The sequence below is a fragment of the Bacteroides sp. D2 genome (genome assembly GCF_025147085.1).
In the GTDB taxonomy this organism is placed as follows: domain Bacteria; phylum Bacteroidota; class Bacteroidia; order Bacteroidales; family Bacteroidaceae; genus Bacteroides.
Map to the genome: position 1 here is coordinate 5,739,540 of NZ_CP102261.1, position 24,814 is coordinate 5,764,353.

General features: G+C 42.7%; 18 protein-coding genes. 9 read left to right on the forward strand and 9 right to left on the reverse strand.

From position 1 onward, the window contains the following. Positions 1-22: 22 nt before the first annotated feature. The 5 genes from NQ505_RS21680 to NQ505_RS21700 form a co-directional block, all read right to left on the reverse strand. A complete protein-coding gene (locus tag NQ505_RS21680) occupies positions 23-1,468 on the reverse strand; it encodes a RagB/SusD family nutrient uptake outer membrane protein (RefSeq protein ID WP_008999691.1) in 1,446 nt (481 codons plus the stop codon). 12 nt (positions 1,469-1,480) lie between these two features. Beyond that, positions 1,481-4,546: a SusC/RagA family TonB-linked outer membrane protein gene (locus NQ505_RS21685; RefSeq protein WP_008999690.1), complete on the reverse strand. Its 3,066-nt coding sequence runs from the start codon at positions 4,544-4,546 to the stop codon at positions 1,481-1,483. 100 nt (positions 4,547-4,646) lie between these two features. Continuing rightward, positions 4,647-5,549, reverse strand: coding sequence for a cation diffusion facilitator family transporter (locus tag NQ505_RS21690; RefSeq protein WP_008999689.1), 903 nt, complete (start codon positions 5,547-5,549; stop codon positions 4,647-4,649). Positions 5,550-5,629: 80 nt separating this feature from the next. Beyond that, positions 5,630-6,010, reverse strand: coding sequence for a thioesterase family protein (locus NQ505_RS21695; RefSeq protein WP_008999688.1), 381 nt, complete (start codon positions 6,008-6,010; stop codon positions 5,630-5,632). 18 nt (positions 6,011-6,028) lie between these two features. Further along, complete coding sequence (locus tag NQ505_RS21700) at positions 6,029-6,910, reverse strand: hypothetical protein (protein WP_008999687.1); 882 nt, start codon at positions 6,908-6,910, stop codon at positions 6,029-6,031. Between the two features lie 196 nt (positions 6,911-7,106). On the opposite strand from NQ505_RS21700, the gene NQ505_RS21705 reads away from it, so the two are divergent. From NQ505_RS21705 to NQ505_RS21735, 7 genes are read left to right on the forward strand one after another with little or no spacing between them, the layout of a single operon-like run. Beyond that, positions 7,107-8,003, forward strand: coding sequence for a calycin-like domain-containing protein (locus NQ505_RS21705; RefSeq protein ID WP_032853653.1), 897 nt, complete (start codon positions 7,107-7,109; stop codon positions 8,001-8,003). Positions 8,004-8,018: 15 nt separating this feature from the next. Further along, complete coding sequence (locus NQ505_RS21710) at positions 8,019-8,702, forward strand: HmuY family protein (protein WP_008999685.1); 684 nt, start codon at positions 8,019-8,021, stop codon at positions 8,700-8,702. Continuing rightward, positions 8,699-10,846, forward strand: a complete 2,148-nt coding sequence (locus NQ505_RS21715) for a TonB-dependent receptor (protein ID WP_008999684.1) — start codon at positions 8,699-8,701, stop codon at positions 10,844-10,846. Before NQ505_RS21710 ends, NQ505_RS21715 begins: the two co-directional genes overlap by 4 nt. Before the next feature lie 38 nt (positions 10,847-10,884). Then, a complete protein-coding gene (locus NQ505_RS21720) occupies positions 10,885-15,231 on the forward strand; it encodes a cobaltochelatase subunit CobN (protein ID WP_008999683.1) in 4,347 nt (1,448 codons plus the stop codon). Positions 15,232-15,237: 6 nt separating this feature from the next. Next, positions 15,238-15,951 (forward strand): hypothetical protein, encoded by a 714-nt coding sequence (locus NQ505_RS21725; protein WP_008999682.1) that lies wholly within the window; start codon positions 15,238-15,240, stop codon positions 15,949-15,951. Positions 15,952-15,960: 9 nt separating this feature from the next. After that, positions 15,961-16,569 carry a MotA/TolQ/ExbB proton channel family protein gene (locus tag NQ505_RS21730; RefSeq protein WP_007761763.1) on the forward strand — a complete coding sequence of 203 codons (609 nt, stop codon included), beginning with the start codon at positions 15,961-15,963 and terminating at the stop codon, positions 16,567-16,569. Next, the gene (locus NQ505_RS21735; RefSeq protein WP_004300151.1) at positions 16,556-16,894 is read left to right on the forward strand and encodes a DUF2149 domain-containing protein; all 339 of its coding nucleotides are present in this window, start codon (positions 16,556-16,558) and stop codon (positions 16,892-16,894) included. Before NQ505_RS21730 ends, NQ505_RS21735 begins: the two co-directional genes overlap by 14 nt. Positions 16,895-17,479: 585 nt before the next feature. On the opposite strand, the gene NQ505_RS21740 is transcribed toward NQ505_RS21735, so the two are convergent. Both NQ505_RS21740 and NQ505_RS21745 read right to left on the reverse strand, forming a co-directional pair. Beyond that, a complete protein-coding gene (locus NQ505_RS21740) occupies positions 17,480-18,148 on the reverse strand; it encodes a bifunctional 4-hydroxy-2-oxoglutarate aldolase/2-dehydro-3-deoxy-phosphogluconate aldolase (RefSeq protein WP_008999681.1) in 669 nt (222 codons plus the stop codon). A 61-nt stretch (positions 18,149-18,209) separates the two neighbouring features. After that, positions 18,210-19,235, reverse strand: a complete 1,026-nt coding sequence (locus tag NQ505_RS21745; RefSeq protein ID WP_007752090.1) for a sugar kinase — start codon at positions 19,233-19,235, stop codon at positions 18,210-18,212. A 253-nt stretch (positions 19,236-19,488) separates the two neighbouring features. Here NQ505_RS21745 and NQ505_RS21750 point away from each other — a divergent pair, with 253 nt between their 5' ends. After that, positions 19,489-20,553 (forward strand): LacI family DNA-binding transcriptional regulator, encoded by a 1,065-nt coding sequence (locus tag NQ505_RS21750; RefSeq protein ID WP_008999680.1) that lies wholly within the window; start codon positions 19,489-19,491, stop codon positions 20,551-20,553. Between the two features lie 30 nt (positions 20,554-20,583). Further along, positions 20,584-22,074, forward strand: coding sequence for a UxaA family hydrolase (locus NQ505_RS21755; RefSeq protein ID WP_008999679.1), 1,491 nt, complete (start codon positions 20,584-20,586; stop codon positions 22,072-22,074). Between the two features lie 64 nt (positions 22,075-22,138). Here the strand turns inward: NQ505_RS21755 and NQ505_RS21760 are convergent, their stop codons facing one another. Together NQ505_RS21760 and NQ505_RS21765 are read right to left on the reverse strand one after the other, a co-directional pair. Beyond that, entirely contained in the window at positions 22,139-23,743 is a 1,605-nt protein-coding gene (locus NQ505_RS21760; RefSeq protein WP_008999678.1) for an MFS transporter, read from the reverse strand. Then, positions 23,740-24,810: an HlyD family secretion protein gene (locus NQ505_RS21765; protein ID WP_008999677.1), complete on the reverse strand. Its 1,071-nt coding sequence runs from the start codon at positions 24,808-24,810 to the stop codon at positions 23,740-23,742. Before NQ505_RS21765 ends, NQ505_RS21760 begins: the two co-directional genes overlap by 4 nt. Positions 24,811-24,814: the final 4 nt, after the last annotated feature.

The window sequence follows — 24,814 nt, forward strand, 5'->3', positions numbered from 1 at the left end:
GATTCGTTTATAATTAAAATTATCAGTTCTCTATTTTTGTCCAACCTTCATTCTGTGATACATTCTCATTATACAGATATTCTCCTCTCGGAATGGGGAAAGTCCAACGGTAATCATCCGCCTGAACACGTTTGTCTGTTGCCATCGTACCGGAAGTATTCCAATCGGACAGTACTCCCTTACGACATCGCTTCAAATCAAAATAGCGTTCTCCCTCTCCTACAAACTCTTTCCATTTTTCCTGAAAGATAGCCTTTAGTAGCGGCTCGCCGGACAACTGCGTATCCAGCAAAGTGGCATTACGCTGTTCCAAATACCGGTTCATCACCCCGACAGCTTGTCCATCGTGCCCCTTTCCGTCACGACAGTATGCTTCCGCCAGAATAAAACAGGCACCAGCCACACGATATTTATTGATATATTGCAGCTCTATCTTCTCCCAGTTCATTTTATTATATTTACCCAAGCAATTCTCCATCGTCGTGTTGCCCAATGCATCATCCGTCATTTCTTTGGTAAATACAGATGCTCCCGAACGAATATCTCCATCAGCATACAAGGTTATCAGGGAACTATTCACTGTCATGTAATCCCCTTTATGTGTATCATAATTTATACCGGTGTAATAGCTGCTGTTTGTAAACAAAGAAAATACCCGTTCTGCACAGGACGAATTGCTCCACAATGTAGCATACACCGTTTCACCAAGTACATCATAGCCACCTTTTTCATCGATCACCTTTTGTGCATACTCTGCCGCCTGCTCATAATTATGAGCATACAGTTCCAATTCCGCCCACATATAATAACCGCTATACTGTGAAAACCAATAAACATCCGAAGGATTGTTCTCCACCATCAAGGCCTCCTTGAGCAACTCACGAATAGCAGTCACACATTCCTCAATGCTCGACCGATACAGAAATCCCAATTCCAGCTGATCCTTCAATATGATTCCATCCTTTTCCGGCCCGTCTTCATAATCCGGTGCAAAAAGCCGGAGAAGATTGAAGTAACAATAAGCTTTCAACAATTTCGCTTCGCTCACCACTGCTTGCAGTGCTTTCGTCTCTTCAGTTGTAGATACCGATATGCCATCTACACGTTCCAACACTGCATTCGCTATAGCTACCGCTGCATAATAGTCAGACCAGATGGAAACGGCGAGATCTTCTATGGGTTGCGTCTGCCATTTATAAAGATTATTCAAACTCGCATCCCGGGAAATCCAGGAAGTTGTTTCAAAATCATCGCCTAATACCGATAAGTCAAATTCCGGACTTGGCAACTGCTTGTAAGCAGCAGCTAACAACTCACGGGCAGTATTCGGCGTTGTTATGGCATCCGGATCCGAAAACTGATTTTCATACGGAATATTCAATGAGCAGGCAGTGAAACAAAGTGTCAGGAAAAGACTGCCTATCACAGTTTTGATCCGACTTTTATTTATCATTTTTACAATCATCATATCCATCCATGTTTAGAAAGTCAAACTCAAATTAATGGTTAACACTGGCTGCATCGTACCCGCCAACGAACCTGTTTCCGGATCAGATTCCTTATAAGGAGTAATCATAAACAGATTGGATGCCTGGAAAGCAACGTTGGCATATTTAATGAAATTACAGTTCTTCTCCAGAAATGTGTGCGGAACACGATAGCGCAATGACACCATTGACAGTTTCAGATAATCACTCTTTCCAACAGTTTCCGTATTCGGATAATCCAGTGAGGCGATAGCCGAAGAACTGTAGAAAGGAGAATGGTACGTCTTCCCTTCATCTCCTTTCTCAAACCACATATTCTGCAATTGCCCTTTTATGGCATTTTTATTAGCGTCATCGGAAGAGCGGACGTATGAATAACTATAAGATTTAACTCCGCCAAATACATAATAGAAATCCATATCCAAATCAAAATCACGATAAGAAAAACTTAAATTGAATATACCACTGTAAGGAGGGGTCGCATGACCCAAAGCTACAATGTTCTCTTTCGACGGATTTTCCGTGGCTGGTATTTCGCGCCCGTCTGCTCCCTGAAATACGGGAAGACCTGTAATCGGGTTGATACCCAACGACTTCAATCCATAAATCATATCATACGATTTTCCTACCTCATAATCAGGAATAATAGCTTCTTCACTTGCATATAAGCGATCGGCATAATACAAATCGACTACCTTATTACGATTGTACGCCAGTGATCCGCGTAGCGAAAGACGCCAATCAGAAGTATCAAGTACTTTCAGGGAAGCACTCAATTCGTAGCCTTCATTACGCAACACGCCAATATTGCGTTTCATCGTGCTGAATCCATTAGACAGCGGAACCGGAACATCAAGCAAAGCATCGCTTGTCTCACGCCGGTAAATGTTGGCGTCCAAAGTCAGACGTTTGAATAGTTCAACCGACAAACTAATATCCGTAGATGCCGTCTGCTCCGCTTTCAGATCGGTATTATAAAGTGCGAGTAACTGCAGGAGACGTGCATTTCCATAATAATCAGTCGAATAAGAAAAAGTACCAATCGTTGATGAAGCAGACACTCCCGCCAGATTAGCCATTCGCCCGTAAGAAGCCTTCAAGTTCAAACGGGAGATTACATTATTATCTTTCAGAAAAGGATACTGGCTGATCGTCCATCCCAAACCGATAGCCCATGCGGCATTCCAACGTTTGGATTCAGGAAGGATAGAAGAAGCGTCCGCTTTGTAGGTCGCGAAAAGATCGTAAGTATTATCAAAACTATATCCCATCACCAGCCCCAACCCCAATTGGGCAGTCTTTTCCTTATAAGAACCGACCACTGGTTTTCTGTTACCGGAAATAGACTGGTTGATAGCGGATGGTGACATTTGCGTACCCACTCCGTATCCTGTAATAGAAATATTATCCGCATCCGTCATATAATAATCCATATTCCCGCCAATAGTAAAATCATGTTTCTCCGCAAATATCTTATTATAAGTGATACGGACATTCGATGAAACATTCGTTGTCACGTTTTTCTCTTTGGAGAGCTTTCCACGCTCTGCTTCATCCACCCCGCTGTTTCGTTCGCTGATAGAAGTAGAAGGCACCAGCGTCATGCCTTCATTCAAAAGCATATCAATACCTGCTACAGCATCGATACTCAATCCTTTCAGAGGTTCCAAATTCAAACTCCCACTTACTCCACCGCGTTTATCTGTCGATTTACTGTTGTACTGACTTAACAAATCATTATAAGTGTAATCTGAAGTTTCATTAGAAAAAGAAACTAATTTTCCCGTCTTTGTTTCATAAGGATTGAGTTGATAGATCAAATCGGTAGGAGAATATGAACTTCCATTCGGCGTATCTGTTTCAGAATATCCCGCATTGGCACTTAATGACAAATATCCCACCCTACCCAGTTGCTGGTCAAGGCTCATAGTGGCAGTAAAACGATGTGTATCATTCCCCGGCACACGTCCTCCTTGCTGGGCATAATTGGCGGATACATAATAAGACGTTTTTTCCGATCCGCCTCTGACACTCAGATTATGACGTTGATAGGTATTTAAATGAATCAGTTCGTCGAACCAATCAGTATGAATGGTGCGCAAAGAATCGAGTATTCCCTGCCCTTCGGCTATCATTTGGTTCAAATTCGGATCATTGGCGAAATACTTCCTATAGTAATCCTCACTGTACCGATAACCGGGAGTAGAACGATTTTGTAATCGGCGCTCCAGTTCCAGTTTCTCATCCGTATCCATCATCTCGACTCCCCTGCGTCCACGAGTAGTAATACCCATATTGAAACTGTAACTGGTAGTTGTACGTCCATCGGGATTCCCGCGCAAGGAAGTGATTTCTATTACTCCATTGGCGGCTTTGATACCATACAAGGCACATGCCACAGCATCTTTCAACACCTTAATTTCTTTAATGTCCGCCGGGTTAAGGGTCATAAAGGCATCGGATGAGATTACCTGTCCGTCCATTACATATAGTGGTTCATTTGCAGCATCCCCTTCACGGAAAGACGAGTTTCCACGAATACGAATTTCCGGCTTTGAGCCCAAATCACCTGTATTGGTAACAATCAGTCCGGGAACACTTCCTTGCAATGCTAACGACATATCAATCATAGGTTTGCTATTCAGACGTCCCATATCTACATTCTGCACTACACCGGATTTTGCACGAATATCCAACTCATTGATATTCTGCCGTGCCACCACGACCACCTCATCCAATGATTTGGCATCCTGCTGCATAGCTGCATCCTGTACATTCTGTCCCGTATACTTTTCACGGACATCTTTCATTCCGATAAAGGAGAAGATAATCATGTCTCCTTTTTTCCATCTTCCACGCAACTGATAGCGTCCGTTAGCATCAGTCACCGTACCAAATTGAGTATTTCCAATACGAACCGTAGCGCCAGGAAGTGGTTCTCCCTGATGATCTGTGACCATACCGGTCAGCACAATGTCTTTTTGTTGGGCATAGGTAGCTTGAAAACTAATGGCAGAAATGAAAATAACTACAAAAAAAGAAATAATAAATGCTCTCATTTTAGCGTTTTGTTATAAACAATTATCCGGACCGCAAAATTAAATACTTAATGCAGCCCGGACAATCACAACAAATTGCTATATTATTTCTTAGTAATACCTAATAACAGTTATTTTTAGTTTCACAAGAGATACTTTTATCTTCAAATTCGAGTGTCACATGATGAATACCCGCTTCTTCCAACTTATTTTTAATTGAACATTTTATTTCTTCCATTCTCTCTACGTCATCAATGACAACATGGGCTGTCAGAGCAGTTTCCGTTGTGCTCAATGCCCAGATATGTAGATGATGACAATTCTCCACACCGGGTTGTTCCATGATAAGTTGCTGTATTTTTTGAGCATCTATCCCCACCGGCACTCCATCCAATGACAACCGGAGGCTATCGTGAAGCAATCCCCAGGTAGAGACAATAATAATAACAGCAATGCCAAGTCCGATAATCGGATCAATGATGCTCCATCCTGTATACGTAATAATAATACCGGAAGCAACTACACCGACAGATACCAATGTATCTGCTGCCATGTGCAAATAGGCTCCCTTCACATTCAGATCCTTATCTTTATCTTTCATGAAAAGCCATGCAGTAAGCGCATTGATGACCACTCCCACCCCAGCTGTCCATGCGATAGCGGAACCATCAACCGAAACCGGATGAAACAATTTGTCTATGCTCTCGGCAATAATAATGCCAACAGCAACCAACAGTATAACTGCATTTAATAAAGAAACAAGTATCGTGCTCTTCTTATATCCATACGTGTAACGACTATTAGGGTGAACTTTCTCCAACCGGAAGGCCAACATGGCAAGTACCAGACTGGCTACATCACCCAAATTATGCCCGGCATCGGAAAGTAACCCCAAAGAATTATAATAAAATCCTACTCCGAATTCTACTATGACAAAAGTTATATTCAGAGCGATGCCTATGATAAAAGCTTTATTGAGCGATGTCAACCGATGACTATGTTCGTGGTGATGATGAGGTTCCATATTATATATTGTTATTATATCTAATATACAAAAAACATCTTACCCGAAGATTAGTTCATCCCTTTCCACTTTTGGCAGTATTAACGACTGGCTAGTTTTTCCATAAACTTATTCCGGTCTACCACATAACGTATATGTGTTCCTTCACCAATTTTACCCTGTGAATCAGAGGCTACTACGGAAAATGTTAACTTTCGTCCCTCTACCTCAAGAAGTGTGGCTGTTACAAGAACCGTGTCTCCCAATGCAGTGGGTTTAAGATGTGTAGACTGAATCATTGCTCCTACCGTTGTATTGCCTTCCGGCAGTTGATCTTCAACAGCAGACAAAGCTGCATTTTCCATGAATGCTACCATAGCGGGAGTAGCAAGAACAGGGAGATCGCCTGATCCCATTGCCACTGCCAGATTTTCCGGTTTAACCACTACTTCCTTTATAAATTGCAATCCTTTTTCTAACATAATTTCTGATTCTATATTTTAGTTATGACTATTCTTCTTTTTAGCAGACTGGTAGAACAGAAATACCAACAGAGCTAAGAAAGCCAAAAGTATCGTAATCATCTCTGTTGTATATGCCATTGGTTCTACCCATATTTCATGAAAGATATTCCAGCGTCCCAGTACTTCTACAAAAGTCCAGAACACTACTACCGTAGCAATAGAAAAGCGCATGGCATATCCCCATTGAGTGATTTTCAACAGGCGTTTAAACATAAAAAATGAACCTGCCAGACAGCCGAAAGCAACTATAGCAGTAACAGGGCTATGCTCGCCGACAAAATTCTCATCATAACAGAAAAGTAGCACGAGATAGCTCGTCCACATGATGAGATTTAACTCCATAAAAGTAACAATCGAGGTATGACGTGTCATCGGCCGTACTACAATCGTGGTGGTACTCTTACGGAAAAAGACTTTTTGAAGATAGGTAAAGAAGTCGCATCCGCTTTTTATACTGAAAATGTAAATCAGCATAAACATCACCCAAAAGCCGAAGGAGGAAGGCATGATTAAATATTCCGGTTTTGTCACGACTTCACCGGCAGCGTTCAGCAATGGTTGCACTTCATAACGATGTGCATAATATACGTAGATAAACTCTACCCATCCGGTCCAGAAGAGTAGTCCTCCGAATAATCCCCATAACGTCTGTCGTGTATCTCCTTTTGCAAACACTCCAATAATCACCATCACCAGACCTACTGCTCCCATCGTGAAAGCCGCATAGTGAAGAGCTGTGGATGAGAGCACATGCTCCATAAAAATCATTAATGCATGCCCCAACGGCATAGTAAACAATACAATCAGGAAAGAAGTAATCCCTGTCAATACACTTTTTCTACTGTAGCCGCCTTTCATTTTCTTCTCATTTTAATTTTTTAATCATCAATTTAGTAAAAGACTGCAAAAATAACGAGTTAATCCACTCCTCCCAATACCTACATATAATTAAAGCCTCTCATTTTTTCATTTCTTTTAGGTATTTCCCCCGTATATATATCCCCGTAACTTTGCAGCTGGAAATTTAATTAATCATTATCTATCAAAATTAAGTATGAAAATCTTAAACTTTTGGATGGTTGCCCTTATGGCACTATCTCTTTCTTCTACTTTCGTTTCTTGTAGCGACAACGACGACGATGAACCTAACCTTGCCAAAGAAATAGCAGGAGCTTATAAAGGTTATTCAGTCGGCGCATGCAATATGTTCTCTGATTATTTGTTGGGTGATGAATCCACAGCAACAATCACTGCCAACGAAGATGGTACCATCAATTTGGTATATAAATCCGGATCTGGAGATTTCACTCTGAATAATTTAAAACTTTCTTCTAATAAATCTTTCAGCGGTTCCGGTGAAGTTGCCATGTCTATGGGCGGCAGCACAGGCGGTAGCTACGACTACACATTAGAAGGTAGTGTAGATGGTTCTAAAGTGTTAAGTTTGAAAGCCAATGTTGATATTCCTGTACCTATGGGAAAAATGGAGATTGATTTCATACAAGGAGAAACTCCTGTTGGTTATTATATAAAAGATACTTATGAATACCAAACTAATTTATCCCTTTCAGTCACCACTCCAGGAGGAAATACCACTGAATCTACTGAGGATTGCAAAGTTATCATCGAAAACCCAACAGGCAGTACAGTAGATGTTACAATTAGCGGCTTCAATAACACAAGCGGTTCTATGAATTATTTTGAAAAGTTCACCGTAAAGGGAGTAAATGTTACTAAAGCAAACGACGGTAGTTACTCACTCAATATCGGTAGCTTTGAAGCAGACACCCAAAAGACTACAGGAGAAATTCTGGCAATCACCGGTACGAGTTTAAGTGGTACAGTTAAGTCAGACGGAACAACTACTATTACTGTAGTTTTTAAACCAGGAAGTATGCCATGGGACATTACAGCAGATTTTACTGGAAGCAATACTAACAGCGCACAATAAACGATTAAATAAGCAATGAAAAGAAGCAGGAACGCTATTTTCAAATATACTATAGTACTGGGAGCGGCAATGTCGCTCTCTGCTTGTAATGGAATATTTGAAAATATTTATGATGCCCCCATCGAAACGGAGATGGAAATCAAGGAGAATAGCTTTTCACAAGTCAAGACTGTTGAATATACAGAATGGGCCTACATTAACCTTTCGGAACGTACAGTTACCACCGTTAAAATCGGAGAGGAATATGAGAGTCAAATTCCTGATAAGTGGGATTTCGCTATTCATCGTTATGATATAAAAACCAACGAGGGTGCTGCCTACAAAACAACTTACACAAGTATCGACGAGTTTAAAGCAACAGGTAAACTGCCTAAAGCGGAAGATTTTGTAGAAGATGAATGGACAACCGATAAAATAGCCATTGACATGTCGGGCATGATGGACGGAAACATTATCTACACAGAGTCTTACCGTAATGCTGTTCTTTCCAGTTGGCTGGACGTTAATACCGCAACAATGCCTCCGGTATACACCATGTCAAACCAAGTTTTTTTGATACGTTTGAAAGACAATACATACGCAGCGATCCGTTTTACCAACTACATGAATGCCAGAGGTCTAAAAGGATATATTGACTTCGATTTCCAGTATCCGCTTGAGTTCGAGGACAACAACAATGAAACTAATCAACAAGAATGAAACCTACATTTATAATCTCATTATTGCTTTTTTCATTTATAGCAACTTGCACCACATTAGCACAACACTCAACTTATCACATCAGCGGACGTGTAACTGATACAGAAGGGGAACCTCTCCCCGGTGCAACGATTTCCATCAAAGGTAAAGGAACCGGAACCGTCACATCCGTCGACGGCACATATACATTACAACTCCCCGGAACCGGTACATACCTCATCACCGCCTCGTATGTAGGCTATCAACCACAAGAAAAAAGACTGACTGTAGGGAAAGAGAAAAGACTAAGTTTCCGCTTATCGGAAGATCAGTTTGACCTGGGGACAGTGGTTGTCACAGGTACACGTACTCCCAAATTACTGAAAGATGCTCCTATCATCACTCGTGTAATCACAGCAGACGATATTAAGAAGGTAGATGCAACCAACGTAGGACAATTATTACAATCGGAACTGCCGGGCATTGAATTTTCCTATTCAATGGATCAGCAGGTTTCAATCAATATGCAGGGATTCGGAGGAAACTCTGTACTCTTCCTGGTAGATGGCGAACGTCTGGCAGGGGAAACTTTAAACAACGTCGACTACAACCGATTGAACCTCGACAACGTGGAACGGGTAGAAATTGTAAAAGGGGCTGCCTCTACTCTCTATGGTTCCAGTGCAGTAGGTGGCGTAATCAACATCATCACCCGTGATTCCGAGGACCCATGGAATTTAAATGTAAACAGTCGCTTCGGTGAACATAACGATCAACGATATGGCGGAACTTTCAGTTTCAAAGCCGGTAAATTCAACAGCCAGACGAATGTGCAACACACAATGTCCGATTCTTACGACGTACCGGAAGGAGATGTGACAACCATCTTCGGAAACCGCACATGGAATGTGAAAGAACGTCTTGTTTACAGACCGATTGAACAGTTGAAACTGACTGCACGCGGAGGTTATTATTTCCGCGAACGGGATAAGACCGGAGACAGCAAAGACCGTTATCGTGATTTCAGCGGAGGTCTGAAAGCCAACTATGATTTCAACATCATGAGTAATCTGGAAGTTGCCTATACATTCGACCAATATGACAAAAGTGATTATCTGACCTCATACAAATACGATGTCCGCGATTACAGCAATGTGCAACATAGCGTACGCGCACTCTACAATTACACCTTCAACGATAAAAACATTCTGACCGTAGGAGGAGATTATATGCGTGACTATCTATTGTCTTATCAATTCACCAACAATGGAAGTTATACCATGCACTCGACAGATGCATTCGGACAATTCGACTGGAACCCGACCGAACATTTCAACGTAATCAGCGGGGTACGTTTCGACTATTTCTCACAATCTAACGTACGTCATATATCTCCGCACATCGGGCTGATGTACAAAATAGCCAACTGCTCCCTCCGTGGTTCATACTCACAGGGATTCCGCTCTCCTACCCTCAAAGAAATGTATATGAACTTCGACATGGCAAATGCCATGATGATTTATGGTAATCCCGACCTGAAATCGGAGACGAGCCATAACTTCTCGCTCTCGGCGGAATATACCAAGAACCGTTACAATTTTACCGTTTCGGGATATTACAACCTTGTCAATGACCGGATCGACCTGACTTCATTCCGCGACACTGACGGAAGATGGGCACAGCTATATATCAATACAGAGAAAGTAGACATCGCCGGTGTAGATATCAACGCCTCCGCCAAATATCCTTGTGGTCTGGGAATACGTGTTTCTTACGGATACCTCCACGAGTTTATGCGCGACGGACAAATGAAATTCTCCAGTACCCGCCCACATTCAGCGACCGCACGTATCGAATACGGCAAATCATGGGATAATTATCAATTCAATCTTTCCCTGAACGGACGTGCGTTATCCAAAGTAGAAACCAATAAATATGTGGGCAATAATCCGGATGAAGGGACTACCGGAGTGACTTATCCGGGATATACGATGTGGAACCTGACGTTGACACAAGGGATCTGGAAAGGAGTCAGCCTGAATATGGCCGTCAACAACATATTTAATTATGTTCCAAGCTATTATGACGCAAACTCTCCTTATACCCGGGGAACCAACTTCTCCATCGGACTTGCATTAGACGTAGACAGGTTCTTTAGAAAATAGAAAAGATAAAACTACATACAAAGCTAAAAATAAGAGAAATGAAAAAGAAAAGTAAAATCATCTTAGGTGTATGCATCGTTGCTGCAGCTCTGATAGGGATGTCCGTATGGAATACCTGGTTCAGTCCTACAAAGATTGCTTTCATCAACTTCCAGACCATACAGCAGGGAAGTATATCGAAAGCCAACGACAATTCATCCATCAAACTCAGTGAAGTATCGCTCGACAACCTCGACCGTCTGACCGGTTACGACATGGTATTCATCAACGGAATGGGTCTGCGTATCGTCGAGGAACAACGTCAACAGATACAACAGGCTGCCGACAAAGGTATTCCTGTATATACTTCCATGGCTACCAACCCGGCCAACAACATTTGTAATCTGGACAGCGTACAACAGAATCTGATACGAGGTTATCTGACCAACGGAGGAAAAACCAACTACCGGAATATGCTGAATTATATCCGTAAAGCTATTGACGGTAAAATCTCTTCCATACCGGAAGTGGAAGACCCGGCAGAAAGACCCAGTGACATGCTCTATCACGCCGGACTCACCAACCCGGATGATGAACTGGAGTTCCTCACCGTGGCAGATTATGAGAAATTCATGAAGGACAACCGTCTTTATAAAGAAGGAGCACGTAAAATCATGATAACCGGACAAATGGCTGATGCCACCGGACTTATTGAGGCTCTTGAAAAAGAAGGTTACAATGTTTATCCGGTTCAGTCAATGACGAAATTCATGTCATTTATTGACGAAGTGCAGCCAGACGCAATCATCAACATGGCACACGGACGCATGGGAGACAAAATGGTGGATTATCTGAAAGCTAAGAATATCCTCTTGTTTGCTCCGCTCACCATCAACAGTCTGGTAGACGAATGGGAGAAAGATCCGATGGGAATGGCAGGAGGATTTATGTCACAAAGTATCGTGACTCCGGAAATCGACGGTGCCATCCGTCCTTTCGCTCTCTTTGCACAATATGAGGATGAAGAAGGATTGCGCCATTCGTATGCAGTACCCGAACGCTTGAAGACTTTCGTATCCACAATCAACAATTATTTGAATCTGAATACTAAGCCGAACAACGAGAAGAAGGTAGCTATCTACTATTATAAAGGTCCGGGGCAAAATGCATTGACCGCTGCCGGTATGGAGGTGGTTCCTTCCCTATACAATCTTCTGGTCCGCATGAAACAGGAAGGATACAACATATCCGGTCTGCCTGCAAATGCTGAAGAACTGGGTAAAATGATACAGGCTCAAGGCGCTGTGTTCAACTCTTACGCAGAGGGAGCCTTTAATGACTTTATGCAAAAAGGACATCCCGAACTTATCACCAAAGATCAATATGAAAGTTGGGTGAAAGAATCACTCCGCCCTGAAAAATATCAGGAAGTGGTGGATGCTTTCGGCGAATTCCCCGGCAACTATATGGCGACTAACGACGGTAAATTGGGTATTGCCCGTCTGCAATTCGGGAATGTAGTCTTAATGCCACAAAATGCTGCCGGAAGCGGAGACAACTCCTTCCAAGTGATTCATGGCACTAATATGGCTCCTCCTCATACTTATATTGCTTCCTATCTGTGGATGCAACATGGTTTCAAGGCTGACGCACTGATCCATTTCGGTACACATGGAAGTCTTGAATTTACTCCCAGAAAACAAGTGGCATTGTGCAGCAACGACTGGCCGGATCGCCTGGTTGGAGCAGTTCCGCACTTCTATATCTACTCCATTGGTAATGTTGGTGAAGGAATGATGGCTAAACGCCGTTCGTATGCCACCATACAGTCGTACCTCACTCCTCCTTTCCTTGAAAGCAGTGTGCGTGGTATTTATCGGGAGCTGATGGAAAAAATCAAGATTTACAATAACTCTCACAAAGAGAATAAAGATCAGGCATCATTAGCTGTCAAAACACTGACTGTGAAAATGGGAATTCACCGTGATTTAGGTTTGGATAGCATTGCCAACAAACCATATACGGAAGATGAAATCGCCCGTGTAGAAAACTTCGCAGAAGAACTGGCTACCGAGAAAATCACCGGACAACTCTACACAATGGGAGTTCCTTATGAAGCGGAACGGATCACTTCTTCCGTCTATGCAATGGCTACAGAACCTATCGCATACAGTCTGCTGGCTCTTGACAAGCAACGTGGTAAAGCGACAGATGCCGTTAGCAAGCACCGCAGCCTCTTTACACAACAGTACTTGACTCCTGCTCGCCATCTGGTAGAAAAGTTGCTCGCTAATCCTGCACTAGCCACAGATGAACTGATTTGTCGTACGGCCGGTATCACCGCACAGGAACTAGCCAAGGCTCGTCAAATAGAGGCAGACCGCAATGCTCCGAAAGGTATGATGGCAATGATGATGGCTGCATCGGCAAAGAGTGAACAATCCGACGAAAAGAAAGCAGGTAAAGGACATCCGGCATCTGTCTCCAAAGAGGGTTCTCCTCATGGTCAAATGCCCGAAAGCATGAAAGAGGCCATGAAGAAAATGGGCGCCAACATGGATCCTGAAAAAGCAATGGAAATGGCTAAGTCTATGGGAGCAAGTCCGGAAGCATTGAAGAAAATGGAAGCCGGAATGAAAGCTAATAAAGAAAAGCCTCAAGGTATGGCTGCCATGATGGCCGCTATGGGAAAAGCTCCGAAAGAATACAGTAAAGAAGAAATCGAACTGGCACTTGCCATCGCTGAAGTAGAGCGTACAATCAAGAATGTAGGCAACTACAAGAACGCACTTCTGACAAGTCCCGAAGAAGAGTTAAGCAGTTTGATGAATGCATTGAAAGGTGGATACACCGCTCCTACTCCCGGAGGTGATCCGATTGCTAATCCGAATGCTTTACCAACCGGACGTAATATGTATGCTATCAATGCTGAAGCAACTCCTACAGAATCCGCTTGGGAAAAAGGTATCGCTTTAGCCAAACAAACGATTGATACTTACAAGCAACGTCACAATGATTCAATCCCACGTAAAGTGAGTTATACTCTCTGGTCTTCCGAATTTATAGAAACCGGTGGGGCTACTATTGCTCAAGTACTGTATATGCTGGGAGTAGAACCTGTTCGTGACGCATTCGGCCGTGTCAGTGATCTAAAACTGATTCCTTCAGCCGAACTGGGACGTCCACGTATCGACGTAGTAGTTCAGACTTCCGGACAACTCCGTGATATCGCCGCTTCCCGCCTCTTCCTGATTAACCGTGCAGTAGAAATGGCTGCGGCAGCGAAAGACGACAAGTTTGAAAATCAGGTAGCCGCCAGTGTGGTAGAAGCTGAAAGAGTGTTGACCGAAAAAGGTGTCAGTCCGAAAGATGCCCGCGAAATGGCTTCTTTCCGAGTATTCGGAGGTGCTAATGGCATGTATGGTACAGGAATTCAAGGAATGGTGGAATCCGGCGACCGCTGGGAAAGTGAATCGGAAATTGCAGATACTTATCTCAACAATATGGGAGCCTTCTACGGTGACGAAAAACACTGGGAAGTCTTTCAGAAATTTGCCTTTGAAGCAGCATTAAACAGTACTGATGTTGTCGTTCAGCCCCGCCAAAGTAACACTTGGGGAGCATTGAGCCTCGACCACGTATATGAATTTATGGGAGGTATGAATCTTGCCGTACGCAATGTTACCGGTAAAGACCCGGACGCTTATCTTAGCGACTACCGGAACCGCAACAACATGAAAATGCAGGAACTTAAAGAAGCAGTCGGTGTAGAAAGCCGTACAACGATTCTGAATCCTACCTATATCAAAGAGAAAATGAAAGGCGGTTCTTCTGCTGCAAGCGAAGTTGCCCAGACTGTAACGAATACGTATGGCTGGAATGTGATGAAACCTACTGCTATCGACAAGGAACTTTGGGATAACATATATGATGTATATGTCAAAGACGAATACAAACTGAATGTAAAAGACTTCTTTGAAAAACAAAATCCCGCAGCTTTACAGGAAGTGACTGCCGTGATGATGGAAACTGCCCGCAAAGGATATTGGAAAGCTTCTCCGGAACAACTCTCCAATATTGCCAAGTTGCATACAGACCTTGTCAGACAGTTCGGTCCTTCGGGTAGCGGATTTACCGGAGACAATGCCAAATTACAGCAGTTCATCGCCTCTCAAGTAGATGCGCAAACCGCAGCCAACTACAACAAAGAACTGAAACAAATGAAACAAGCCACCCTGGACGGAGAAGCAACCAAAGGAGGCATGGTATTGAAGAAACAATCGAGCGATGCCGTACAAGGAGCACAGGAAGAGCAAAACTCTTTGAATGGAGGCCTTATCGCAGGTATTGTTCTGGTAGCATTTGTTGTCATGCTGCTAATACTTAAAAAGAAACGGAAAAAGTAATGTAATATGGAGTTAATCATTCACATATTAATGCTGTTTATCGTGATTAACTGCAGTTTCAAACTCAGTTTCTGGAAACTTTGGCAAACCGTAATATACAGCCTGATTGCCGGTCTTTTTGTGACCGGCACCTGGCAGTATGCTATTCTCCAGTCAAAGACACAGATTGCTGATTATCTGCAGAACACGGAAGCATTGCAAAACATGGCTATTATCATAACGCTTGAGTCAGCACTCTGCTTCGGCTATTGCGTGGCTTTCCTGCGCGGACTTTATGGTAAGAAGAATTTATGGTGGGCGGAATTACTTCGCTGGTATCCCAGCTTGTTGCTCTTCCCCGTATTATTCTACTATCTCACAGAAGCTATCTTCCGGTTACCTGGCGTAGACTTTTCAGTGACAGCCTGGTCACTTGCAGGGATAGTGGTTATCGCCATCCCATTATTAAGCCGGCTGATGAAGTATCTTGTACCCGAAGACGATCTCCGGTTAGAAGTTCATTTCCTTGTCAGCTTATTCATCTGTATCCTCGGACTACTGACCACTGTCAATGGGAAAACGACCTATGCTGCCACCGAAGAGGCGCTCAACTGGAAAGCTATTATCTTGTCCATCGGTCTGTTCGTTGTCCTGTTTCTTATCGGATTCGCCTGGAACAAGCTGAAATGGCCTTTATTACAACGTAGAGAATTAAAAAAAAGAAGTAAAATCAATCAATAAAATATATATATGGAACTCATTTCTAAATTATTATTCTGGGTAGCAAACAGTTTACTTATACCCGATATCATTATTTTGCTGTGCCTGTTCGTTCGCTCACTTATTTTGATCGGAGGCACCTACAACATGTACATGACCAAACGTAAAAATGACAAAGCACTGGACCAACTCATTAAAGATGCACGGATAGACGATCTGAAAGCAGCTTTACCCGACAAAGACAATTCACTATATATGGGTTATCTCCGCGATCTTCTCTACCATCCGGCCAGTGCAGATTACTCAGACTTCCTGATAACAAAATTCGAGAATGAAGCAGAGAAAGATGTGTCTCTTTCTAAAATGTTGGCTAAGATAGGTCCGGTTCTCGGATTGATAGGAACATTGATTTCCATGAGTCCGGCACTTGTTGGACTTTCTACAGGAGACATCTCCGGAATGGCATATAATATGCAGGTAGTATTTGCAACGACTGTTGTAGGTCTGGTTATTAGTGCTGTAGGATTGATATCCATGCAGTTCAAACAACGTTGGTATGCCAAAGATGTCAACAACCTCGATTATGTATCAAGAGTATTAAACGAAACAACCGGAGAACCCAATAATGAAAAGAAATAGAAGAGTCAGCAAATTCCTCAAAGAAGAGGATACCGACCCGCTAAGTGTAGTAGTAAACCTGTTCGACGTGGCGATGGTATTTGCCGTGGCATTGATGGTAGCAATGGTGATGCACATGAATATGACGGAAGTTTTCGGACAGGAAGATTTCACCATCGTGAAGAACCCTGGTAAGGAAAATATGGAAATCATCTCCAAGGAAGGAAAGAAGATCAATACTTACAAGCCTTCCGGTCAGAAAGAGGAGGATTCAGGAAAAAGAGGAAGAAAAGTGGGGATAGCCTACGAACTGGATAACGGTGAGATTATTTATGTTCCGGAATAACCATTAATAAGTATATTTCCTACCAATAATCAATAGTATCGGGCAGGACAATCCTATTCAGGCATTGTCTGCCCTTTATTTCTTTCATTTTACATTGATAACTATCAGAACAAAACATGGTTTCTTCTTTATCAAAACCCGACAAAAGACATGCACATTATCGCAGAAATCTACTAATCATCTGCCTGTTATTAGGCATCGTCCTCTTTACTTTCTGCTTTTTGTTTTGCCAGCATGATAGTCAGAATATGGACTGCGATTGCTTAAGATGCTTGTTAAGTGCTCCTCCCCAAGAGGGAGAGTATCTCTACAACCGTTATCTGCTCCTCATCAGTGTTCTATGCTTCTTATTAATATTCCTGCCTATTTATATATTCGAACATCGGCAGCATATAAAAAGGAAATAAAAAAACAAGCCACCGAAATGAGTCACTCATTCCGATGGCCTATCCCCTTTAAACACCTTTAAACAAAATGAAAATATGCCTCATATACTAACTAAACTAACTAACCCTCGAGGCATATTTTAAAAGAGGCTGTCGCATCAACCTCTTTTTATTATAGATAAGCTTTCGCTCTCTAATCTTATTTACGAGCTTCGGCAATATAACCGAGAGCTTCTTTACATTTGGCAGTTACATAAGCCCAGTCTTCTGCTGCCACCTTATCATTCGGGAACAGTTTAGAGCCCATACCTACACAGAATACACCGGCTTTGATCCATGCAGTCAGGTTTTCCTTAGTAGGTTCTACCCCACCTGTTACCATCAGCTTAGACCATGGCATCGGAGCCATCAAGCCTTTTACAAAGTTAGTTCCATAAACATCACCCGGGAATACTTTGCAAAGATCGCAACCTACTTCCTGTGCAAAACCAACTTCCGATACAGAACCGCATCCCGGAGTGTAAGCAACCGAACGACGGTTACATACCTTAGCTATTTCAGGATTGAACAACGGACCTACTACGAAGTTAGCGCCCAGTTGCAAGTACATAGCAGCAGTAGCCGGATCAACGATAGAACCGATACCAATTGCCATTTCAGGACATTCTTTTGCTGCGAACTTAACGATTTCAGCAAATACTTCCTGTGCAAAGTCACCACGGTTTGTGAATTCGAAAGCACGAACACCACCGTCATAACAAGCCTTTACTACTTTCTTTGCAACTTCTGCGTCTTTGTGATAGAATACAGGAACCATTCCTGTAGAGCCGATCTTATTTAATACGGCTATTTTATCGAATTTTGCCATCTTATTATTTACTATTTTAAAATGAATTGACTTTATAAACTTTCAACTCTCTATTACCTATTTATCTCTGTACGCGACCGCTTGCGTCACCACCAGCCAATGCTTCTACTTCTTCTACAGAAACAAGGTTGAAGTCACCATTGATAGTATGTTTCAAAGCAGATGCAGCAACTGCAAATTCAAGAGCAGCACCCTGATTAGGTTTAGTCATCAAACCATGGATAATACCACCGGAGAAAGAGTCACCACCACCTACACGGTCGATGATCGGATCGATATCATAACGTTTTGAAGTATAGAATTCTTCACCGTTGTAGATCATAGCTTTCCAGCCGTTGTGAGTAGCAGAGAAAGATTCGCGCAAAGTAGAAACTACATATTTGAATCCGAATTCTTTCATCATTTGCTGGAAGATACCTTTGTAACCTTCAGCATCTGTGTGACCAGCTTCAACGTCAGCATCCGGTTTGAAGCCCAGACAAAGTTCTGCATCTTCTTCGTTACCGATACATACGTCTACAAACTGCATCAACGGTTTCATGATAGACTGTGCTTTTTCTTTAGTCCACAGTTTCTTACGGAAATTCAAGTCAACAGAAACAGTTACACCGTGACGTTTTGCAGCTTCACAAGCCAGACGAGTCAACTCGGCAGCCTTGTCAGAAATAGCCGGAGTGATACCAGACCAGTGGAACCAGTCAGCACCTTCCATGATTGCATCAAAGTCGAAATCAGCAGCGTCAGCTTCAGCAATAGCAGAGTGAGCACGGTCATAAATAACCTTGCTAGGACGCATAGAAGCACCTGTTTCCAAGTAGTAGATACCTACACGGTCGCCACCACGAGCAATAAAGTCTGTCTTTACGCCATATTTACGCAATGCGTTAACAGCAGACTGTCCAATTTCGTGTTTCGGTAATTTGGTTACGAAATAAGCGTCATGTCCGTAGTTGGCACAGCTTACTGCAACGTTAGCTTCACCACCACCATATACTACATCAAAAGAATCAGATTGAACAAAACGAGTATTACCCGGAGTTGATAATCTAAGCATGATTTCGCCTAATGTAACGACTTTCTTTCCCATAATCTTATGTTTTAAATTCTAAGTTATTAATATTATGAACTTTCAATTTATCATTTCAGCCCTATTTTAGGGGTTAACACATTGATTATATGACCGTTAATCTATAAGATAACTAACATCACATACCTTTCGTGTACGGGCACAAAGATACAACAATTTTCGTAATTACAAAAATTGTTATATATTTGTATCGAAAATATTAAGATTATTATTGTGTGCGAGCACAAAAACCTATATAAATAAAGGTTATCGTATGAATAAATTGCCCGAAAGGATCAGAATCAAAGACATCGCCCGTCTAGCAGATGTATCAGTGGGAACAGTAGACCGCGTTATTCACGGACGTAGCGGAGTATCGGAGGCCAGTAAGAAACGCGTAGAAGAAATTCTGAAGCAGCTTGACTACCAGCCCAATATGTACGCCAGCGCTCTGGCTTCCAACAAGAAGTATACGTTTATCTGCCTTTTGCCGGAGCATCTGGAAGGCGAATACTGGACGGCTGTAGAAATCGGTATTCATGAAGCTATCGCGACCTATTCGGATTTCAATACTTCGGTGAAAATCAACTATTACGATCCATACGATTATCATTCATTCGTCAACGCCAGCGAAGCCATCCTGGCCCTGCAGCCGGACGGAGTGATGGTAGCTCCTACCGCTCCGCAATATACGAAAGGATTCACCGATCAGTTGCAGGCACTGGATATACCTTATATATATATAGACTCCAATATTAAAGAGGTTCCTCCCCTCGCCTTCTTTGGTCAGAACTCACGTCAAAGCGGATATTTCGCTGCTCGAATGATGATGTTACTGGCACGGGAGGAAAAGGAAATTGTGATTTTCCGCAAAATACATGAAGGAATTGTAGGATCTAATCAGCAGGAGAACAGAGAAATCGGTTTTAGGCAGTACATGAAAGAACATCATCCGTCTTGTACTATACTGGAACTTGACTTGCATGCCGAACGCAACGACGAAGATAACGAGATGCTGGACGAATTCTTCCGCACTTATCCGATGGTTAAGAACGGAATCACTTTCAACTCTAAAGCCTACATCGTTGGCGAGTACCTGCAAAGCCGTGGAAAGAAAGACTTCAATCTGATAGGCTATGACCTTCTGGAACGGAATGTCACCTGCCTGAAAAAAGGAAGTATCTCCTTCCTCATCGCCCAGCAGCCGGAACTGCAAGGAGCCAATGGCATTAAAGCTCTATGCGATCATCTTATTTTCAAGAAAGAAGTGACTCGTATCAACTATATGCCCATTGATCTGTTAACAGTAGAGACAATAGACTATTACCATAGCAAATAACAACAAAGTACAACTTTACAAGTACATTACATGGAAACAAAGTATTTAAGAATTAATCCTGCCGACAACGTTGCCGTTGCCATTGTTAACCTCCCGGCAGGAGAGCATCTTTCTATAGATGGCATTGAGATTACATTGAACGAGGATATTCCTGCCGGACATAAATTCGCACTAAAGAATTTTGCGGAAGGTGAAAATGTAATCAAGTACGGTTACCCGATCGGACATGCACGAATGGCAAAGAAACAGGGTGACTGGATGAACGAAACGAACATCAAAACCAACCTTGCCGGATTGTTGGATTACACGTACAACCCGATTCAGGTTTCTTTAGATATTCCTCATAAAGATCTTACTTTCAAAGGTTACCGTCGCAAAAACGGTGATGTAGGTGTAAGAAACGAGATATGGATTATCCCGACTGTAGGTTGCGTAAACGGTATCATCGGACAACTAGCCGAGGGGCTGCGTCGCGAAACCGAAGGTAAGGGAGTGGACGCCATCGTCGCTTTCCCACACAACTACGGTTGCTCGCAACTTGGTGACGACCACGAGAATACGAAAAAGATTCTTCGTGACATGGTGCTCCATCCCAATGCAGGCGCTGTATTGGTAGTAGGCTTGGGATGTGAGAATAACCAGCCGGATATATTCCGTGAATTCCTGGGCGAGTTCGATGAAGACCGCGTCAAATTTATGGTTACCCAAAAGGTAGGTGACGAATATGAAGAAGGAATGGAAATCCTGCGTGATTTATATGCAAAAGCCTCTAAAGACGAACGTACCGATGTACCTTTGTCCGAACTTCGTGTGGGATTGAAATGCGGTGGTTCTGACGGTTTCTCCGGCATTACGGCCAACCCATTGTTGGGCATGTTCTCCGATTTCCTGATTGCACAGGGAGGTACAAGCGTATTGACTGAAGTTCCGGAAATGTTCGGCGCAGAAACGATCCTGATGAACCGTTGTAAAAACGAAGAGCTGTTTGAACAGACTGTCTATCTGATTAATGACTTCAAAGAATACTTCCTGTCACATGGAGAGCCTGTAGGTGAAAATCCTTCTCCGGGCAACAAAGCCGGTGGTATCTCTACTCTGGAAGAAAAAGCACTGGGATGTACCCAGAAATGTGGAAAGAGTTATGTATCCGGCGTAATGCCTTACGGCGAACGTTTACAGAAAAAAGGACTCAACCTGCTTTCTGCTCCGGGCAATGACCTGGTTGCAGCCACTACTCTTGCAGCAAGTGGATGTCACATGGTACTTTTCACCACCGGACGCGGTACTCCTTTCGGCACTTTTGTTCCGACCATGAAGATTTCCACCAATTCAACCCTGGCTAAAAACAAACCGGGATGGATTGACTTCAACGCCGGTGTGATCGTAGAAAACGAACCGATGGAAAAGACTTGTGAACGCTTCATTGATTATATCATCAAAGTGGCAAGCGGTGAATTCGTAAACAACGAAAAGAAAGGCTATCGCGAAATTGCTATCTTTAAAACAGGGGTAACCTTGTAAACAATGATAGAGTTGCTATCCTCCACTCAATAATAAGTTGAACGGGATAGCAACTCTTTTTTTGTTATACCATATCATCGCCTGTTTTCTTAAACGTAACGCGGATTGTTTTATGGAAAGGAATAAAACGAGAAATCACAGCTATGACAACAGATATAACCAACAAATAACCCAGAATCTCTTTCAGTGCCAGCAACAGGCTTTGTTGTTGTAGCGTATTATATAAGGAGTTGGTTGCCAACTGCGCAGCCTCATCATACGGATGTCCCTGTGTCATCGCATTGTTCAGCGACTGGCTATAGCGTGCTGACGACAATGGATCAGCAGCTGTTATAGTCTCCGACAAAGAATACATATATTTTTGTTGCAGTCGGTACAGTACATTACTATAAAAAGAAGTCGCCATGATAGGTGCCAACACGGAACGGAAAATAATCAGGAAGAAAGCATTCGACAATAAGTATTTCGGATTCAAGTCTTCCACGGCAAACAGGGCAAAAGCAATAATCAAAGTCAACATACCCAAACCACGAAAGAAGATAGGCAGGTAGAGCATCTCATACGTACTATCCGGAGAAATGCCAAAATACAAAATGGCAAAGAAAATCACAAAGCAACTCATTCCTCCCGCTATCAGAAAACGGAAACGCCACCGTTGCCAGCGAAACCACCAAAAACAAATAAAGGCACCGACTACATATCCCGGAAGCAAATAAATATAAAGAGAATAGGTATGCGTAGTATCTACTTTCAGAATAACAGTCAGATAGTTAGTCAGCAAAGTGGTTGATGTACTGAAAAACATCACGAGCATCATATAAAAATAGCCCACAATTGCTTTGGGTTGGAATAAAGGAGCCAGACTTACATAAGGATTCTCCGAACGGCTCTGATACCAGATGAACAGTGCAATCAGCATAGGTGCTATGATGATATAGGCACAGATCTTGCCGGAAGCCATCCAATTGAGCACTTTGCCATAATTGATAACGTACATCAACATCAGCAACCCGGCTGAAATAACAAACATCTCACGGATATGCAAATCAGACCATGCGACAGCTTTTATGGGACGGTTATGCCGGAAACAGATGATAACAAACAGAATGGAAATCAAGATCAATACCATCATAAAGTAGTACATATACTTCCAGTTATAATGATACGCCAGTAAAGCCGTTACCAGCATTGAAGCTTGTCCCCCACCGTAAACCAACGGATAAAAATAAGAATAGAACTCGCTACGCACATTCTTCGGACTGAAAATCTTCTGGGCATAACGAATAAACCACAACATAAGAAACCCTTTCAAGAAACCGACAGCAAAACTACAGACAATCAAAATATCTGCGTTTTGCGTACGTGCACAAACCCAACTCAAGAAGAATTGCAGTACCAAATCAATCAATAACAGAGATTTCACGGAAAAGGCTGCCAACACCTTAGGAATAATCGGGTATGCGATAGCCATACCTGCCGAAGCAGCGTAATACCCCATCGTAATATCTTCCGAATTAGTACCCAGCGTGTTCGACACTTCCAGCATACTGCCTGTATACGAGCCATTGAGCATAGTGACCGGAAGAATCACGATGAAAATGCTGATAAGCCCAAGCCAATCGGGCACCCATTGACGAACAGGTGCCTCCAATTCCTTCATGGTAATCATTTGCGTAAAGCTTCTGTTTCCACCATCATCCCGGCTCTCAACTGTGCCATTTCTTCCGGAGAAACATCTTCCAAGTCGATACGCACAGGGATTCGCTGCTGCACCTTTACAAAATTGCCGGCAGAATTATCTGTAGGAACCAAGGAATATTTAGACCCGGTTGCCTCGGAAATTGCAGTGACTTCCCCGTGAAAAATCTTTCCGGGCACTGCGTCTACTTTAATACGCACCTGCTGGCCAATATAGATATTAGCAATCTGCGTTTCTTTATAATTAGCGGTAATCCACTTGTCCTTGTTACGCACCAAATAAGAAATAGTCTGTCCGGTCTGCACATATTGACCGGGTTCAAGCGTACGCCTACCCATATATCCATCATAAGGGGCAGTGAGAACCGTATAAGACAGATTCAGCTTAGCCAAATCCAGGTCTGCTTCTTTACGCAAAATGGCAGCCTCCGTACCGGTTGTTTTCTTACTTGTCTCCGCATATTGTGATAATGCCGCCTGTTTCTGTGCAACTAATGCCTGATAACGTGCCTTTGCTATCTCATAAGCAGCTTTCGCTTGCTCATACTGTTGTTCCGGAACAGATTCTTCTTTCAACAAACGTTCAAAACGATGATAATCCTGTTCCAATTGCCAGAGTTTCGCTTTCGCTTCAGCGATGTTGGCATCCTGTACGGCAATATTCGTATGGGAAGTTTCAATACCCGAATGAAGAACATCCTGCGAGCCATGTGCATCCAACAATGCAGCTTCCGCTTCCTTTACCTTAATCTGATATTCACGATTGTCAAGCACCAGCAGAGTATCTCCCTGATGGACATATTGATGTTCCTTAAAACGAACCTCCTTGATATAACCCGAAGCCCGGACATTCAAAGGAGCTACATATTGATCTACAAAAGCATCATTAGTCACTTCGTAATTCACATAACGCCAGAAGTAATTAGCAGTCCACCAAAGTCCGGAGACAGCCAAACAGACACATACTAAATTTAAAACGATATTACGAACTCTTACTTTTTTCAGTTTCTTCTGTTTTTCTTTCCATTCAATTGCCATATCT